The organism is Pseudarthrobacter sp. N5 (assembly GCF_050157035.1).
Lineage (GTDB): Bacteria > Actinomycetota > Actinomycetes > Actinomycetales > Micrococcaceae > Arthrobacter.
On sequence record NZ_CP189593.1, the window covers coordinates 2,248,612 to 2,265,081 of the forward strand.

Below are 16,470 nucleotides of genomic sequence, written 5' to 3' on the forward strand. Positions count from 1 at the left end.
ACGGCGCCCGGAAGCGAAGCCGGCTATTAGAGTGGGCCGCATGACGCATGCAGCAGGACAGGATCAGACGGACGTTGGCGACGAACTGCTCCGGCAGCTGGCCGCGGCCCACGGGGTGGGCACCTCGTTCAGGGGTTGGGACGGAACTGAGCGGTTCGTTGCGGCCGGTACGCTGCGGAGCGTACTGTCGGCGCTGGGCATCCGGTCGGAGCGGCCGGAGGATGTCCGGAGCGGGCTCGAAGAACAGGAGCTCGCACCATGGCGACGGGTACTTCCGCCGGCGATAGTTCTCCGTGAGGGCCAGGCACAGCAGGTGTCGGTGCACCTTCCACCTGGGAGCGGAATCCGTGTGTGGGTGACTGCAGAGGACGGCGGATTGCACGCTGCCCGGCAACAGGAGCATTGGGAGGAGCCAAGAGAGATTGACGGCGTCCTGACGGGCCGGGCGTCGTTCGCCGTGCCCGATTCGCTGCCGCTGGGGTGGCACACACTGCACGCAGACATCGACGGCAAACGGGCCCAATGCCCGCTGATCGTCACGCCAGTTCGGCTCCGGACCACTGAGAAGCTGGCGACATCCCCTAACTGGGGCCTCATGGCGCAGCTGTACTCCGTGAGGTCCTCACGTTCCTGGGGCATCGGGGACTTTGCCGATCTGGTGGATCTTGCGGCTATGTGCGGCCAGGACGGCGCAGGATTTGTTCTTGTCAATCCGATGCATGCCGCCGAACCACGTCCGCCGATGGAGGATTCGCCCTACCTGCCCACCACTCGGCGATTTTTCAACCCCTTGTACATCCGTGTGGAGGAAATCACTGAATACGGCTACCTTGACGCGTCGTCGCGGTCCGTTGTGGAGTCCGCCGCGGCCCGGATGCGGGGGGCGAACGGCGAAGCTGGGCTGTTGGACCGCAACTCTACCTTTGCAGCAAAGCTGGGCGCACTGGAGCTGATCTTCAAGGTCCCCCGCGGTGCAGCCCGGCAACGGCAGTTTGAGAAGTTCTGCACCGATGCCGGCAGCGGGCTGGAGGATTTCGCGCTGTGGTGTGCACTTTCTGAACGGCTGGAGCCTTCCGCACCGGAATGGAGAGCCGAAGCCTCGGATCCGCGTACTCCCTACGTTCGACAACAGAGGGGAGCGCTCGCAGGCCGGATCGGGTTCTACCGGTGGCTGCAATGGATCTGCGATCAGCAGCTGGAGGCTGCGCAGCGGTCGGCAACGCAGGGCGGCATGGGCATCGGAATCATCCATGACCTGGCTGTCGGGGTAAAGGCGGACGGCGCCGATGCCTGGATACTCCATGATGTGCTGGCCAGCGGTGTCACGGTGGGCGCGCCACCGGACATGTTCAATCAGCAGGGTCAGAACTGGTCCCAGCCACCATGGCATCCTGAACGGCTCGCGGAGTCCGGCTACGCGGCCTACCGGGAGATGCTCAGGACCATACTTCGGCATGCCGGAGGTATTCGGGTGGACCACATTCTGGGGCTGTTCCGTCTCTGGTGGATCCCGGAAGGGGCCGGTCCAGGCGAGGGGACGTACGTGTACTACGACCACGAGGCACTCATCGGGATCCTGGCATTGGAAGCCGAGCGCGCAGATGCGGTGGTCATCGGGGAAGATCTTGGAGTGTTCGAGCCCTGGATCCGTGATTACCTGTCCGAGCGGGGAGTGTTCGGCACCTCAATACTGTGGTTCGAGCGTGGCCCCGACGGACCGCTCCCGCCCGAAAGCTACCGGCAGCAATGCCTGACGAGTGTCAATACCCATGATTTGCCGCCGACGGCCGGATACCTTGCCGGCGAGCACATTACGCTCCGGGAATCACTGGGCCTCCTGCTACGTCCCGTGGACGAAGTGCGGGCGGACGCAATTGCAGAGCAGGAATCGGTGATCTCCTTGCTGCGCGGGAGGGGACTCTTGCCGGCCGAGGGGAAGGCAGGCGTGCAGGAGACGGTTGAAGCGCTGTATGCATTTACGGTGCTCACACCTTCGTCACTGCTCGGCGTGGCACTCGTTGACGCAGTGGGGGAGACCCGTGTCCAAAACCAGCCAGGAACACACAAGGAATACCCGAACTGGTGCATTCCGTTGGCTGCCGATGGTGAGGCCGTTCTTCTGGAGGGGCTCCGTTCCAATGCCCGCTACAGGTCTCTGATCGGCACAGTGCAGCGATCATTGGAACAGCGCCGGATGTAGCCTGAGCTGCTTCCCGGGAAGAAACAAGTTCGAAAGGAACAAAGCAAGGCCCGGAATCCGTAGATTCCGGGCCTTGCGACTTGTGCGCGGAGGGGGACTTGAACCCCCACCCCCTTTCGAGGACTAGCACCTCAAGCTAGCGCGTCTGCCATTCCGCCACCCGCGCAGGTGGTAATCCGGAGCGCAATTTCCACCTTTCAGCGGTTCGCTTTTCTCCGAAGCAGCGAGAAAAACTCTAACACGAACTTTGCCGAAACATGGAATCGGGGCCAATGGGTAGGCTGAAGCCACAAGAGTCCGTTTCCGGTCTTGAACTGTCTTGCCCATCGCACCAGGAGTGATCAATGTCTGAAATCCGTCCCGAGGATGAAGTCGTCCGGATCTGCCAGGAGCTCATCCGGATTGATACGTCCAACTTCGGCGACGGCTCTGGTCCGGGTGAACGGGCGGCCGCCGAATACACGGCGGGGCTGATTGCCGAGGTGGGGCTCGAAGCCGAGATCTTTGAATCCGAACCCGGGCGCGCCAGCGTGGTCACCAGGCTTGCCGGCGAGGACCCGTCAGCCAGTGCCCTTGTGGTGCACGGGCACCTGGATGTTGTTCCGGCGATCAAGGAACAATGGTCAGTGGATCCTTTCGCGGCAGAACTCCGGGATGGCCTCATCTGGGGCCGCGGTGCCGTGGACATGAAGGATATGGATGCCATGATCCTCTCGGTCATGCGCGGTTTCGCCCGCACAGGCCGCAAGCCGAAACGTGACATCATCTTTGCTTTCTTCGCAGATGAGGAGGCAGGCGGCACGCACGGCTCGCAGTATGCGGTCCAGCACCGCCCGGACATCTTCGAAGGTGCCACCGAAGCGATCTCCGAGGTTGGAGGGTTCTCAGCCACGATCGGCGGGCAGCGGACGTACCTTCTGCAGACGGCGGAGAAGGGAATCTCCTGGCTCCGGCTGGTGGCCCATGGCCGCGCGGGCCATGGCTCACAGATCAACACTGACAACGCCGTCACCCGGCTGGCGGGGGCCGTGACGAGGATTGGCGAATATAAGTGGCCTATAGAACTGACGGCCACCACACGCCAGTTCCTGGACGGAGTGACCGAACTCACGGGCGTTGAATTCGATCCGGATGACCCGGAGAAGATTCTGAAGGAGCTCGGCACCGTAGCTCGCTTCGTCGGGGCGACCCTTCAGAACACCTCCAACCCCACGCTCTTGAAGGGCGGCTACAAACACAACGTCATCCCGGAGTCCGCGGAGGCACTGGTGGATTGCCGTACGCTGCCAGGCCAGCAGGACCGGGTGCTGGAGATCGTCCGCGAACTCGCGGGCACCGGCGTCGACGTCAGTTACGTGCATAGCGACGTCTCACTGGAGGTGCCGTTCGCCGGAAACCTGGTGGATTCCATGATTGATGCGCTCCACTCCGAGGATCCCGGGGCCAAGGTATTGCCGTACACGCTGTCCGGCGGCACGGACAACAAAGCCCTCAGCAAGCTCGGGATCACAGGCTATGGCTTTGCACCGCTTCTCCTGCCGGACGACCTCGACTTCACGGGCATGTTTCATGGCGTGGACGAGCGGGTCCCTACGGATTCCCTCAAGTTCGGTGCGCAGGTGCTGAACACGCTGCTCACCAACTACTGAGCAGCCTGATATGACGCCGGAAGAACTGCTGCCGGACTCCCTTCTGGAACGGATCCGCGGCAGGGCCGCGGATTATGACCGGGATAACTCGTTTTTCCACGAGGATCTGGCGGAACTCGCCGAGGCGGGTTACCTGAAGATTTTTGTGCCGGAGCCCGACGGCGGACTGGGACTCGGGCTTGCGGCCGCAGTTGGGTTTCAACGCAGGCTGGCGACGGCGGCCCCGGCCACCGCTTTGGCCATCAACATGCACCTGGTCTGGACCGGCGTCGCGCATGTTCTGGCGGATCGCGGGGATCACTCGCTGGACTTTGTCCTGGACGAGGCAAGCCGGGGTGAGATCTTCGCGTTCGGTAATTCGGAAGCCGGAAACGACTCAGTGCTGTTCGACTCCCGTACGGTCGCCGCATTGCTTCCGGATGGCAGCTACAGCTTCACCGGAACGAAGATCTTCACGAGCCTCTCGCCGGCCTGGACCCGGCTGGGGATCTTCGGCAAGGACAGTGCGGCCCGTAACGGCGAGGGCGAGTTGGTGCACGGATTCCTTGCGCGCGACACCCCCGGCTTTGAGATCCTGGGCGACTGGAACGCACTGGGCATGCGGGCCAGCCAATCCAACACCACGGTACTGCGGGGCGCGGTGGTTTCCGCAGACCGGATATTCGGCAAACTGCCGGTAGGGCCGAACGCTGATCCATTGATCTTCGCCATCTTCGCCTGCTTTGAAACATTGCTGGCGGCCGTCTACACCGGCATCGGTGATCGTGCGCTGTACCTCGGCGTTGAAGCGGCCAAGCGCCGGACCTCCTTCAAGAACGCCGGACGGAGCTATGCCCAGGATCCGGACATCAGGTGGAAAGTGGCCGAAGCCGCCATGGCAATGGACGCGCTGCACCCGCACCTTGGCGCGATAGCACATGATGTGGATGAAGTCGCCGATCACGGCAGTCAATGGTTCCCCAAACTGGTGGGTCTGAAGGTCCATGCGACGGAGACCGCCCGGCGCGTCGTTGATCTGGCCCTTCGGGTATCCGGAGGATCAAGTTACTTCCAGGGTTCGGAACTGGGGCGGTTGTACCGGGATGTGCTGGCTGGAATGTTCCACCCGTCCGACGACGAATCGGCCCACAACACGGTTGCCAACGCCTGGCTTGGACCGCTGGAAGATTAAACGGTCCGCTGGACCTGGGTGATCCTTCTTTGCAGCCAGAAACGCCTGCCGCCGCCCACGTACAAGCGGCTGCGCTTAAGATCCCATTTTCCGTACTCGGCGTGTTCAACGAGCCGCCGGTAGGCCTCGGGCAGGGAGTCCTCAGGGCCGACCGTCAATACGAGGTACTCGTACTGCCTCAGATAGTCCCGTTCCCGCAGGACTGAGCTGGTGGGAAATTGTTCCTTCATTGCTCTCCATTTTCGTCCATTTCCAGCTAACGTGAAGTCATGAGCATCGATCCGCGTGTCGCGCTTCAGTCCCTGACCTCCGCCTTGGAAGAACATCTGGTAGCAGCCTCTGCCCGCCGGGGTGAAGGGGATCCCGCCGTGGAGGCTGCCTTCTTTGCTGTAGCCGACGCCTTCGAAGTCTATGAAGACTCACTCTACGAGTCCTACAGCGAAGTGACACCCCTCCAGATTTTTGACGACGAAGATGACGAAGACGACAATGACGTAGACGATGATGAGGATCTGGAAATTCTTGAAGACTGAAGTGTCCTGGACGGCAGATGATGCCCGCTAGGAACTGGATACATCTTCCAGCGCACGCGAGATTTCCGGCGGCAATGGCGTCAGCTGCGCATCAAGAATTTCCTTGAGCTGAATGGGTGTTCTTGCCCCGACAATCGCCGTCGAAACACCGTGCTGCGACAGCAGCCAGCTCAGGGAAACATCCAGCGAAGTCCTGCCCAGGCCGCGGGCCGCCATCGCCACCGCCTCGACCACCCGTGAAGAAGGCTCCTCCAGATATGGCTCCACATAAGTAGCCAGCCTGCTGTGCCCTGCGCGTGAATCAGCCGGGATATGACCGCGGTACTTGCCGCTGAGGACGCCCCTGCCCAGCGGTGCCCAGGCCATCAGGCCGAGCCCGGCATCTTCTATGGCAGGAATGAGCTCGTCTTCGGGCCTTCGCTGCAACAGGGAATACTCTGATTGGCTGGCGACGAGCGGGAATCCAGCCACTGCAGCCGCCTTGGCCGTCTGCCAGCCGTTGAAATTTGAGATGCCCGCGTACCTGGCACGGCCAGTACGCAGAGCAAACTCGAGGGCCGAAAGTGTCTCCTCAAGCGGCACGTTAGCATCCCAGGCATGGACGGACCAGATATCCACATAGTCGGTCCCCAGCCGCGCAAGGCTGGCGTCCAGACCTGTCAGCATGGCATTACGCGAAGTGTCCACCGTGCGCCGTCCATCCGACGTCGATACCCCCGCCTTGGTGGAGATCACCACTTCAGTTCGGGCGACGGTGTCGCCCAGCATCGAGCCCAGCAATGCTTCCGCCTGGCCTTCGGCGTAGGAAGCAGCGGTGTCGATCAGAGTGCCACCGCCGTCCACAAACGTCCGGAGCAGTTCGGAAGCGTCCTGTTCATCTGTTTCAAGGGCCCAGGACATGGTGCCAAGGGAAAGGGCCGAGACACGCAATCCACTGTTGCCGACGTAACGCTGATGCATGGCAGCAAGCTTACGGGGAATCCACAGGCTCCATGACGTAGGGTCTTAGCGTGAACTGGTTTGAAGCGGCCCTGTTGGGCCTTGTGCAAGGTCTGACTGAATTCCTCCCGATTTCATCGAGCGCCCATCTTCGGATCGTGGGGCAGTTCTTCCAGAATGCGTCCGATCCCGGTGCCGCCTTTACGGCTATCACCCAGTTGGGCACCGAGACCGCGGTGATCGTCTACTTCTGGCGGGACATCGTACGGATTGTCCGAGCCTGGGCCGGCTCCCTGAGGGGCAAAGTGTCGCGGCAGGACCCGGATGTGCGGATGGGCTGGCTGGTGATACTTGGCAGCTTGCCGATCATCGTCCTGGGCCTGCTCTTCCAGGATCAGATCGAAACCGTGCTGCGCAGCATGTGGATTGTGGCCACTACGCTCATCGTTTTTGGCCTCATCCTGGCCGTCGCGGATGCCGTGGGCAGGCAGGAGCGGGACCTCACGCGGCTGACGTACAAGCACGGCATTCTTTACGGACTCGCGCAGGCCATGGCGCTCATCCCGGGTGTGTCCAGGTCCGGTGGCACCATCACTGCAGGTCTGCTGATGGGATACACCCGTGAAGCAGCCGCCAGATACTCCTTTCTCCTGGCCATCCCGGCCGTTTTCGGAAGCGGGCTCTATCAGCTGTACAAGGTGGTCTCCAAGGACGGGATCACCGGACCGTACGGCCTTCCGGAGACCGCCATGGCCACTGTGATTGCTTTTGCGGTGGGCTACGTCATCATCGGCTGGTTCCTTAAATTCGTCTCTACCCGCAGCTATCGGGTGTTCGTCTGGTATCGCATCTTCCTTGGGCTGGCCCTCTACCTGCTGCTCGGTTTCAATGTCATCAATGCCTAGCACTAGGCTTGGCCTGTGAAATCCTGGAAATCCCGCCCTGTACCTGAGCTGCCGGGCCGCATGCCCGCCGTCCGGCTTTTCGACACCTCCAGACGGGTCGTGGAAACACTCCGGCCCAGCGGTGAACAATCCATGTATGTCTGCGGAATCACCCCCTACGACGCCACCCACATGGGGCACGCCGCCAGCTATGTTGCCTTTGATCTGCTGAACCGTGCATGGCGCGATGGAGGGCAGCGCGTCTCCTACGTGCAGAACGTGACTGACGTCGATGACCCTCTTCTCGAAAGGGCCACGGCCACGGGTGTTGACTGGCGGGACCTGGCCGCCAGCCAGATCCAGCTGTTCCACACGGATATGGAAGCGCTCAATGTGCTCGCCCCGGATCACTACATCGGCGCCGTTGAATCCGTTCCCCGGATCGTTCCCGAAATCGAACGTCTCGTTGACCTGGGCCTCGCCTACCGTGTTGCCGGTACCGGGGGTGACCCTGACGGCGACGTCTACTACGACGTCGAGGCTGCAGGGAAACACTCCGTCGACGCAGACGCCTGGACGCTCGGGTCCATTTCCGGACTCGCTGAAAGCGAGATGCTCGAATTGTTTGCCGAACGCGGCGGAGACCCTGGCCGGGCCGGAAAGCGCCAGGCCCTGGACCCGCTGCTGTGGCGTGTCTCACGCGACGGCGAACCCGGCTGGCCAGGAGGTGAGCTGGGGGCAGGCAGACCTGGCTGGCACATTGAATGCACGGTCATTGCCCAGCAGTATCTGCCCGCGCCGTTCACTGTCCAGGGCGGCGGTTCCGATCTCATCTTCCCGCACCACGAAATGGGTGCCGGCCACGCCTATTCCCTGTCCGGGGTCCCGCTGGCACACCACTACGCCCATGCAGGCATGGTGGGGCTCGACGGCGAAAAAATGAGCAAATCCAAGGGAAACCTTGTCCTGGTCTCCAAGTTGCGTGCGGCTGGCGAAGACCCTGCGGCCATCCGCATTGCGATTCTCGCGCACCACTACCGTTCCGACTGGTCCTGGACGGAAGAAGGCTTTGCCGAGGCCAAGGACCGGCTGGCAAACTGGCGACAGGCGCTCACCATGGCACCCGCTGGCTCAGCGGCCGTGCTGCTGGCCGAGCTTCGCGAGGAGCTGGCGAACGATCTGGACGCTCCAGGTGCCCTGGCAGCGGTGGACCGCTGGGCCGAAAAGACCAATGCCAATCCTGGCCAGGCCTGTGCCGGGGACCATGCACTGGTGAGTGACGCAGTCAACGCACTTCTCGGCGTCGAACTGTAGGCGGTCGAACTTCGGGCGCCTGCCCCGGAAACAAGGGCAGCGCACCGGGACGGATATCAGGGTTTTTCTTTGCCCCGGCGCTTGAGGTAACGCTCAAACTCACGGGCGATCGACTCACCGCTGGCCTCCGGGAGATCCGCGGTGTCCTTGGCTTCCTCGAGCTGGCGCACATACGCGGCAATCTCCGGATCCTCGGTAGCGAGTTCGTCAACTCCCCGTTCCCAGGCATCTGATTCCTCGACCAGTTCGTGGGTATCCAGCGGCACCTGCAGCAATTCCTCGATACGGTGCAACAAGGCGAGCTGCGCTTTGGGCGAAGGCGCCTGCGCCACATAGTGCGGAACGGCTGCCCACAACGACACAGTGGGTATCCCGGCCAGAAGAGCAACTTCGGAGAACACACCAACAATGCCCACCGGCCCTTCGTATTGGGAGGCTTCCAGATTCAGCCTTTCCCGGAGGGCGGCGTCGTCCGTGGACGTGCTCACAGGGATGGGCCGGCTGTGGGGGACATCCGCAAGCAATGCACCCACGAGCACCACGTAGTCCACATGAAGGGCTTCGGCATGGGCCAGGAGCTCCGCTGTGTATGCGCGCCACTTATAGGAGGGCTCAGTGCCCTGCACGAAGATCACATCCACGTTCGTGTCCGGAGCACTCGCCTTGTAGATGCGGGTGGACGGCCATTTGATTTTGCGCTCACCGGACGCGGTGCGCCGGACCGTGGGCCGGGTGAACTGAAAGTCGTAGTACTCGTCCGCACCGATTGACGCCGCTTTTTTACCGCCCCAGAGCTTGTTGAGGTACCTCAGCGAGTCGCTTGCGGCCTCCCCTGCGTCGTTCCAGCCTTCAAAAGCAGCAAGCATCACGGTGATCCGCTGCCCGTCAGCCACTGGCTGAAGCAGGCGGTCCGGCCCGGGCGCGGCGCCCTGTCCGGTGGTGTCTCCATCGAAGCTATTCATCCCATTACCCTACGTCCAAGAAGGGGGGCGATGCATTGGATGGGGTGCCGTGCAACCGACAGATCCCGGTGCTGTCACCGGTCTGCAGGCTGATATTCGCCGAGGGCGTACCCGACACCTCGGCTCCTGGGCGGCCCCGTAGACTGGGAGCATGCAATCCTCCGCTACCCAGCCTCTGCTAAAAGCCGCTCTCTGGGATATGGATGGCACCATTGTTGACACCGAGCCCTACTGGATCGAAGCGGAGCATTCGCTGGTTGCGGCCCACGGCGGCCGATGGTCCCACGGCCAGGCCATGCAGCTGGTAGGACAATCCCTGACATACTCTGCAGGAATCCTCCAGCAGGCCGGCGTGAAGCTGGAAATCCGCGAAATCATCGACATTCTCACTGCGGAGGTTATAAGCAACGTCCGCCACAGGGTGCCGTGGCGGCCGGGTGCCCGGGAGCTGCTGGACGCCCTCTTCCAAGACGGCGTCCGTTGTGTCCTCGTCACCATGTCCGAGGCACCGTTGGCCAGGGAGATTGTGGGCAGCCTCCCGGATCCATACTTCGAATTCCTCGTCACGGGGGATACCGTCACCCATGGCAAACCGCACCCGGAGGCATACCTCAAGGCTGTTGAGCTTCTGAAGGTGCAGGACCCCGAGCTAAGCATTGACCAGTGTGTTGCGCTTGAAGACTCCGCGCCCGGCGTGGCGGCCGCACTCGCCTCCGGTGTTGTAACAGTTGCCATCCCGCACATCGTCCCCCTGCCCGACGATCCCCGCCACACCACCTGGGCTTCGCTCGAGGGCAGGAGCGTTGCAGACCTCGAGGAGCTTGTGGCAGGCCGCCACGGGGAACCTGGAGAAGGCCCATCGCAGCGCACCGCCGCTTCAAGGAGCTACGCACAGTGACTGAATCTGCTTCGAACGGCCAGCCTCCACAGGGGCCAGTCAGCCGCCGCGAAGGCATTCCACTCGGCCGGATCGCCGGCATCCCGGTCGTGTTGGCGTATTCGTGGTTCATCATTGCCGGGTTCACGGTGATTGTGTATGGTCCGGTTCTTCAACAGAATAATCCGTCGCTCGGGCTTGGTGCGTATTACGTGGCGTTCGCCTACGCCGTCCTGTTGCTTATCTCCGTTCTGGTGCACGAGCTGGCACATGCGCTGACAGCCAAGACCTACGGCTGGCCCACGGAGAAGATTGTTCTCAATCTCTGGGGCGGTCATACACAGTTCGAGAACTTCACGGCCACGCCGGGGCGGTCTGTACTGGTGGCCTTGGCCGGCCCTGCTGCCAACTTTGTGCTCGCCGGGGGTGCCTGGCTGGTTATCGCCACAGCCGGGCTGACCGGCGTGCCCGACATCCTGACCAATATATTTATGTGGGCCAACCTCCTGATCGGCATATTCAACGTCCTGCCGGGACTGCCGCTGGACGGAGGACGTCTGGTGGAATCCGCAGTCTGGAAGGCCACAGGTAGCCAGGCCAAGGGAACCGTTGCGGCAGGATGGGCCGGGCGGATCATCGTCGTTGCCCTGGGGATCTGGTTTGTGGCGCTGCCATTACTCAGGGGCACTTCCCCGGACGTCAGCCTGCTGCTGATCACAGTGCTCGTGGGCGGATTTCTCTGGATGGGGGCTTCAGCCTCCATCCAGCAGGGGCGACTGCGCAGCAGGCTTCCACTCATCAGCGCAGCAGGGCTGGCGGAGCCCGCCGTCGGCATTTCCGGTTCAGCCACAGTGGCCGATGTTCTGCGCCTTGCGCCAGCCGGGAGTCCTGCGGTGATTCTCTGCGGACCGGACGGCCGGCCCCAGGGTCTGGTGGATGCTTCCGCAGCCGCGGCGGTGCCTGCGGCGGCAACCGCGACGACGGCTGTCACGGCAGTCTCTTACGCACTGGGTGCCGGTGCCTACGTTCCGGAATGGTCCAAGGGCCAGGAACTCATTCAATACCTTGCACAGCTGGACGGGCACGACTACGCAGTGGTGGACCACAACGGGAAAGTCACCGGGCTGCTCAGGCAATCAACTGTAGTAACTGCCATCACCGGCAAGGGGATCCGCGACAATAACCGCCGGCAGGCCCAGAACCGGTAGAGTTACCTGCCGGCCGTGAATTGTCCCTTGCAGGCTCACCCTGCGCGGTTCTGGAAATGGACGGCAGTTTCAATGCACGGCCCCACAGGTTTTACAGGAGCGAGGAAAATTCATGAGCAGCGAATCCGCCGTCAACGGAACCACGGCAGGCCTTGCAGCCGCCACAAGCGCCACTGCAGTCCAGCCCACAGGTGCCGCACGGCGCCGCGGCCCCTTCCGCGAGGGCGAACGTGTGCAGCTCACTGACGAGCGCGGCCGCATGAATACCATCAGCCTGGAAGTGGGAGGTGCGTTCCACACGCACCGCGGCTTCCTCAACCACGACGAAATCATCGGCAAGGCCGACGGTTCCGTGGTAGTGAACAACGTGGGCCAGCAGTACCAGACTCTTCGTCCGCTGCTCTCGGATTTCGTGCTGTCGATGCCCCGCGGAGCGGCTGTGGTCTACCCCAAGGATGCCGGCCAGATCGTCACCATGGCTGACATCTTTCCCGGTGCGCGGGTTGTGGAGGCCGGCGTAGGTTCAGGGGCCCTTTCCATCTCGCTGCTCCGTGCCGTCGGCGATAACGGCTACTTGCATTCATTTGAGCGCCGTGAGGAATTCGCGGACATTGCGCGGGGGAACGTGGAAACGATCTTCGGCGGCCCGCACCCTGCCTGGAAAATCTCGCTGGGTGACTTCCAGGAGGAAGTTGTCCGCAGCGAGGCTCCGGGATCCGTGGACCGCGTAGTGCTGGACATGCTGGCTCCGTGGGAGTGCCTTGACGCCGTTGCCACAGTGCTGGCCCCGGGTGGAGTCTGGATCAGCTACGTTGCCACCGTAACCCAGCTATCCCGCACCGCCGAGGCCATCCGGGCAGATGGCCGGTTCACTGAGCCGGATGCCTGGGAATCCATGGTCCGCGGTTGGCATCTGGAAGGCCTGGCGGTCCGGCCGGACCACCGGATGGTGGCGCACACCGGCTTCCTCCTGGTGACACGGAGACTGGCCGACGGCGTCACGGGTATTTCCGTCAAGCGCCGGCCTTCCAAGACGGATTTCAATGAGGAAGACGTCAATGCATGGACACCCGGTGCAGTGGGTGAACGCCTGGTTTCGGACAAGAAGCTCCGCCGCGCCGCGCGGGATGCCATCGCCGGCACCAACGTTAAGGACGATCCGGAGATCACGAACTAGTCCGCATTCCGGATGTCATCGGCATCACCCGCCATCTTGGGGCTAAGGTCTTAACAAGAAGCGCAGGAAGGGGCTGATCCATGATGGAGACACCGAACACGGACTCTGGACGCACACCGGCAGAGCAGCCGGCTGCCAACGAAATGTCAGTGGCGGACCGGCAGCTGAACATTCTGCGGGACAAGCTGCGGCACATTGACCGGCAGTTGGCCGCCGCCACCCAGAACAACACGAAGCTTGTCAGCATGCTGGAAGCTGCCAAGGCTGAGATTCTGCGGCTCAAGAATGCACTCGATCAGGAGGGTCAGCCGCCGTATAGCTTCGGCACTGTCCTGCAGCTGAATCCGAAGCGGCAGCCATCCAGCGGCAGCAGCGGCCAGGCAGCCACGGAGGAATCCGTGGATATATTCAACGCCGGCCGGAAGATGCGGGTTGGTGTCAGCCCGCTGGTCAACATGAACCAGCTTGCGGTGGGCCAGGAAGTACTGCTGAACGAGGCGCTGCTGGTGGTGGCAGGCCTCGGTTATGAGCGGGTCGGCGAACTGGTGACCCTGAAGGAAATGCTCGGTGCTGACCGGGCGCTGGTGGTTGGTCGCGCTGATGAAGAGCGCGTCATCAGGCTTTCAGGCGCGCTGCTTGCCGAAAAACTCAGGGTGGGCGATGCACTTTCCATCGATTCCCGCACCGGCTATGCGCTGGAGAAGGTCCCCCGCTCGGAGGTGGAGAATCTTGTCCTGGAAGAAGTTCCGGACATCACCTATGAGGACATCGGTGGCCTGGGGCCGCAGATCGAACAGATCCGGGACGCTGTCGAACTTCCGTTCCTTCATCCTGACCTCTACCGCGAACACGGGCTCAAGGCTCCCAAAGGAATCCTTCTCTACGGGCCTCCCGGTTGCGGCAAGACTCTCATTGCCAAGGCCGTCGCGAATTCCCTGGCGGCCAGGGCCGCTGAGCGCTCCGGGAACATTGACCTGAAAAGCTATTTTCTGAATATCAAGGGTCCGGAACTCCTGGACAAGTACGTCGGCGAGACAGAGCGCCACATCCGCCTGATCTTCGCACGCGCCCGGGAGAAGGCTTCCGATGGCAGCCCAGTCGTAGTGTTTTTCGATGAGATGGATTCCCTGTTCCGCACCCGCGGCACAGGTATCTCCTCCGACGTCGAAACAACCATTGTGCCCCAGCTCCTCAGTGAGATCGATGGCGTGGAGCGGCTGGACAATGTGATTGTCATCGGCGCCTCCAACCGCGAGGACATGATTGATCCGGCGATCCTGAGGCCGGGCCGGCTCGATGTGAAGGTCAAAATCCAGCGTCCTGACGCAGAAGCCGCTGCGGATATTTTCAATAAGTACATCACCACGGACCTGCCGTTCCATGAGATCGATCTCGCCGAACATAACGGCGACGTGCAGGCCACTGTGGACGCCATGATCCAGCGCACGGTTGAAGCCATGTACTCCACCGAAAAGTCCAACGAGTACCTTGAGGTGACATATGCCAACGGCGACACCGAGATGCTGTACTTCAAGGACTTCAACTCGGGAGCCGTGGTGCAGAACGTGGTGGACCGCGCCAAGAAGTATGCCATCAAGGATCTCCTGACTCTTGAGCAGAAGGGGCTGCGGATAGAACACCTGCTGCGGGCCGTTGTGGACGAATTCCGTGAGCATGAGGACATGCCCAACACCACCAATCCGGATGACTGGGCCCGGATATCGGGCAAGAAGGGCGAGCGGATCACCTACATCCGCACCATCGTGCAGGGCAAGGCCGGCCAGGAACCCGGGAAATCCATTGAAACCATGCCGAATACGGGCCAGTACCTATGAGTTCAGGCGCGGAAAGCGCGTCTTCAGCTTCGCTGCCCGCCGGGGGAGCCATGCGGGTGATGGGATCGGAGACGGAGTACGGGATCCACGCACCGTCCGCTCCCAGCGCCAATGCCACCATGATGTCCGCCAGGGTGGTTCAGGCATATGCACAGCTGACCCGCCAACGGGCTGCCGGCGGCGCGGAGACCCGGTGGGACTACACCGATGAGGAACCACTGCACGACGCCCGCGGCTGGACCCTGGAGCGCCCTGCCGCGCATCCGAGTCAGCTGACCGACCAGCCACCTGTGCTGGATGCCGAGGCTGTTGCCCTTGCCTACGGACGCGAAGAACTGGAGCTTGACGGTCAGGATGAATCCGGCTCGCTGCTGATGAATATGGTCCTTGGCAACGGAGCCCGGTTATACGTGGATCACGCCCATCCGGAATATTCGAGCCCCGAGGTGACCAACCCGCGTGACGCGGTGGCTTGGGATGCTGCCGGAGACCTCGTGGCCCTGGCCTCGGTCCGCCGGCTTGCAGCTGATCCGGAGCTTCCGCCGGTTAACCTGTACAAGAACAATACGGACAACAAGTCAGTGTCTTATGGCTCCCACGAGAACTACCTCATGCCTCGCTCAACGCCCTTCGGGGACATCGTCCGGGGCCTGACTCCGTTCTTCGTTACACGCCAGATCATGTGCGGCGCAGGACGGGTGGGCCTCGGCCAGGACAGCTCCACGCCGGGTTTCCAGCTGAGTCAGCGTGCGGACTTTTTCGAGGCCGAGGTGGGCCTCGAGACCACCATCCGACGGCCCATCATCAACACCCGTGATGAGCCCCATGCCACGGCGGACAAATACCGCAGGCTGCATGTCATTATCGGCGACGCCAATCTCAGCCAGACATCCAACTACCTGAAATTCGGTACGACTGCGATGGTGCTCAGCCTCATCGAGGCTGGCCTTGCCCCCAAGGTTGAAGTCCACGAGCCAGTGGCCGCTTTGCAGACGGTAAGCCACGACACGACCCTGACGGCGCGGCTCCGGCTCATTGACGGCCGGCGAGTGACGGCCCTGGATCTGCAGTGGATGTACCACGAGGCTGCGGCAAAGCTCGCGCAGGACACCGGCGTCGCTGATGCCGTGGATGGGGACGGGCACAGCCACGGGGTTCTGGAACGCTGGGCCACCACTCTGACCCAGCTGGGCAGCGAACGGGCTGCGGCAGCCAGCTCCGTGGAATGGCTGGCCAAGCTGTCGCTGCTTGAAGGGTACAGGCAGCGGGACGGCCTGGCGTGGGATAGCCCGAGGCTTGGCCTGGTTGACCTTCAGTGGGCGGACATCAGGCCCGAGAAGGGCTTGTATCACCGGCTGCTGGCCCGTGGCCGCATGCAGCGGGTGGTCGACGACGCCGCGATCGCCACTGCGGTGACCCGGCCGCCGTCGGACACCAGGGCGTTTTTCCGCGGACGATGCGTCAGCAGTTTCGGCAAGGACGTGGTGGGCGCCAGCTGGGATTCGGTCATCTTCGATGTCCCCGGCCACGGGCGGCTGCAGCGCGTGCCAACCCGTGAGCCGCTTCGAGGCACCGAAGCGCTCACGGGAGCCCTGTTTGCCCGTCACAGTGAGTCCGGGCCGTTCCTTGCAGAGCTGCTTGGAGGGACCCCGGCCCCGCCTGCGGCATAAAACACCCGGCGGGGTGCGCAGCGTGGCAATATGGGCATTACGGATGTCCCT

14 protein-coding genes and 1 tRNA gene are annotated in these 16,470 nt (G+C 62.5%); 11 read left to right on the top strand and 4 right to left on the bottom strand.

Annotated features, from left to right (window positions below):
* The first annotated feature begins 40 nt into the window (after positions 1 to 40).
* Positions 41 to 2,200: a 4-alpha-glucanotransferase gene (gene malQ / locus ACQCST_RS10835; protein ID WP_426995795.1), complete on the top strand. Its 2,160-nt coding sequence runs from the start codon at positions 41 to 43 to the stop codon at positions 2,198 to 2,200.
* An 83-nt stretch (positions 2,201 to 2,283) separates the two neighbouring features.
* Here malQ and ACQCST_RS10840 read toward each other — a convergent pair.
* A tRNA-Leu gene (locus ACQCST_RS10840) sits at positions 2,284 to 2,366 on the bottom strand.
* 178 nt (positions 2,367 to 2,544) lie between these two features.
* Here ACQCST_RS10840 and ACQCST_RS10845 point away from each other — a divergent pair.
* Complete coding sequence (locus tag ACQCST_RS10845; protein ID WP_426995796.1) at positions 2,545 to 3,849, top strand: M20/M25/M40 family metallo-hydrolase; 1,305 nt, start codon at positions 2,545 to 2,547, stop codon at positions 3,847 to 3,849.
* A 10-nt stretch (positions 3,850 to 3,859) separates the two neighbouring features.
* Positions 3,860 to 5,020, top strand: a complete 1,161-nt coding sequence (locus ACQCST_RS10850; protein ID WP_426995797.1) for an acyl-CoA dehydrogenase family protein — start codon at positions 3,860 to 3,862, stop codon at positions 5,018 to 5,020.
* Here the strand turns inward: ACQCST_RS10850 and ACQCST_RS10855 are convergent.
* Positions 5,017 to 5,250 (bottom strand): DUF5703 family protein, encoded by a 234-nt coding sequence (locus ACQCST_RS10855; RefSeq protein WP_426995798.1) that lies wholly within the window; start codon positions 5,248 to 5,250, stop codon positions 5,017 to 5,019. The genes ACQCST_RS10850 and ACQCST_RS10855 overlap by 4 nt on opposite strands.
* A 39-nt stretch (positions 5,251 to 5,289) precedes the next feature.
* Here ACQCST_RS10855 and ACQCST_RS10860 point away from each other — a divergent pair, with 39 nt between their 5' ends.
* Positions 5,290 to 5,553, top strand: coding sequence for a hypothetical protein (locus ACQCST_RS10860; RefSeq protein WP_426995799.1), 264 nt, complete (start codon positions 5,290 to 5,292; stop codon positions 5,551 to 5,553).
* 27 nt (positions 5,554 to 5,580) lie between these two features.
* On the opposite strand, the gene ACQCST_RS10865 is transcribed toward ACQCST_RS10860, so the two are convergent.
* Positions 5,581 to 6,513 (bottom strand): aldo/keto reductase, encoded by a 933-nt coding sequence (locus ACQCST_RS10865; protein ID WP_426995800.1) that lies wholly within the window; start codon positions 6,511 to 6,513, stop codon positions 5,581 to 5,583.
* Between the two features lie 50 nt (positions 6,514 to 6,563).
* Here ACQCST_RS10865 and ACQCST_RS10870 point away from each other — a divergent pair, with 50 nt between their 5' ends.
* Complete coding sequence (locus ACQCST_RS10870) at positions 6,564 to 7,397, top strand: undecaprenyl-diphosphate phosphatase (RefSeq protein ID WP_426995801.1); 834 nt, start codon at positions 6,564 to 6,566, stop codon at positions 7,395 to 7,397.
* 15 nt (positions 7,398 to 7,412) lie between these two features.
* A complete protein-coding gene (gene mshC / locus ACQCST_RS10875) occupies positions 7,413 to 8,690 on the top strand; it encodes a cysteine--1-D-myo-inosityl 2-amino-2-deoxy-alpha-D-glucopyranoside ligase (protein WP_426995802.1) in 1,278 nt (425 codons plus the stop codon).
* A gap of 56 nt (positions 8,691 to 8,746) precedes the next feature.
* Here the strand turns inward: mshC and ACQCST_RS10880 are convergent, their stop codons facing one another.
* Positions 8,747 to 9,652: a PAC2 family protein gene (locus ACQCST_RS10880; protein ID WP_426995803.1), complete on the bottom strand. Its 906-nt coding sequence runs from the start codon at positions 9,650 to 9,652 to the stop codon at positions 8,747 to 8,749.
* A 151-nt stretch (positions 9,653 to 9,803) separates the two neighbouring features.
* Between ACQCST_RS10880 and ACQCST_RS10885 the strand changes: the two genes are divergently transcribed.
* The 5 genes from ACQCST_RS10885 to dop all read left to right on the top strand — a co-directional run bounded on the left by ACQCST_RS10885 (position 9,804) and on the right by dop (position 16,419).
* A complete protein-coding gene (locus ACQCST_RS10885) occupies positions 9,804 to 10,550 on the top strand; it encodes an HAD family hydrolase (RefSeq protein WP_426995804.1) in 747 nt (248 codons plus the stop codon).
* Positions 10,547 to 11,737: a site-2 protease family protein gene (locus tag ACQCST_RS10890; RefSeq protein ID WP_426995805.1), complete on the top strand. Its 1,191-nt coding sequence runs from the start codon at positions 10,547 to 10,549 to the stop codon at positions 11,735 to 11,737. Before ACQCST_RS10885 ends, ACQCST_RS10890 begins: the two co-directional genes overlap by 4 nt.
* A gap of 112 nt (positions 11,738 to 11,849) precedes the next feature.
* Positions 11,850 to 12,914 (top strand): tRNA (adenine-N1)-methyltransferase, encoded by a 1,065-nt coding sequence (locus tag ACQCST_RS10895; RefSeq protein WP_426995806.1) that lies wholly within the window; start codon positions 11,850 to 11,852, stop codon positions 12,912 to 12,914.
* Between the two features lie 83 nt (positions 12,915 to 12,997).
* Positions 12,998 to 14,749, top strand: a complete 1,752-nt coding sequence (arc, locus tag ACQCST_RS10900) for a proteasome ATPase (RefSeq protein WP_426999152.1) — start codon at positions 12,998 to 13,000, stop codon at positions 14,747 to 14,749.
* A gap of 50 nt (positions 14,750 to 14,799) precedes the next feature.
* Positions 14,800 to 16,419 carry a depupylase/deamidase Dop gene (gene dop, locus ACQCST_RS10905; RefSeq protein ID WP_426999153.1) on the top strand — a complete coding sequence of 540 codons (1,620 nt, stop codon included), beginning with the start codon at positions 14,800 to 14,802 and terminating at the stop codon, positions 16,417 to 16,419.
* Positions 16,420 to 16,470: the final 51 nt, after the last annotated feature.

Excerpts from the sequence above, each read along its gene's own strand:
- malQ (WP_426995795.1), top strand. The coding sequence starts at position 41 with ATGACGCATGCAGCAGGACAGGATCAGACGGACGTTGGCGACGAACTG.
- ACQCST_RS10845 (WP_426995796.1), top strand. The coding sequence starts at position 2,545 with ATGTCTGAAATCCGTCCCGAGGATGAAGTCGTCCGGATCTGCCAGGAG.
- ACQCST_RS10850 (WP_426995797.1), top strand. The coding sequence starts at position 3,860 with ATGACGCCGGAAGAACTGCTGCCGGACTCCCTTCTGGAACGGATCCGC.
- ACQCST_RS10855 (WP_426995798.1), bottom strand. The coding sequence starts at position 5,250 with ATGAAGGAACAATTTCCCACCAGCTCAGTCCTGCGGGAACGGGACTAT.
- ACQCST_RS10860 (WP_426995799.1), top strand. The coding sequence starts at position 5,290 with ATGAGCATCGATCCGCGTGTCGCGCTTCAGTCCCTGACCTCCGCCTTG.
- ACQCST_RS10865 (WP_426995800.1), bottom strand. The coding sequence starts at position 6,513 with ATGCATCAGCGTTACGTCGGCAACAGTGGATTGCGTGTCTCGGCCCTT.
- ACQCST_RS10880 (WP_426995803.1), bottom strand. The coding sequence starts at position 9,652 with ATGAATAGCTTCGATGGAGACACCACCGGACAGGGCGCCGCGCCCGGG.
- ACQCST_RS10885 (WP_426995804.1), top strand. The coding sequence starts at position 9,804 with ATGCAATCCTCCGCTACCCAGCCTCTGCTAAAAGCCGCTCTCTGGGAT.
- ACQCST_RS10895 (WP_426995806.1), top strand. The coding sequence starts at position 11,850 with ATGAGCAGCGAATCCGCCGTCAACGGAACCACGGCAGGCCTTGCAGCC.
- arc (WP_426999152.1), top strand. The coding sequence starts at position 12,998 with ATGGAGACACCGAACACGGACTCTGGACGCACACCGGCAGAGCAGCCG.
- dop (WP_426999153.1), top strand. The coding sequence starts at position 14,800 with ATGCGGGTGATGGGATCGGAGACGGAGTACGGGATCCACGCACCGTCC.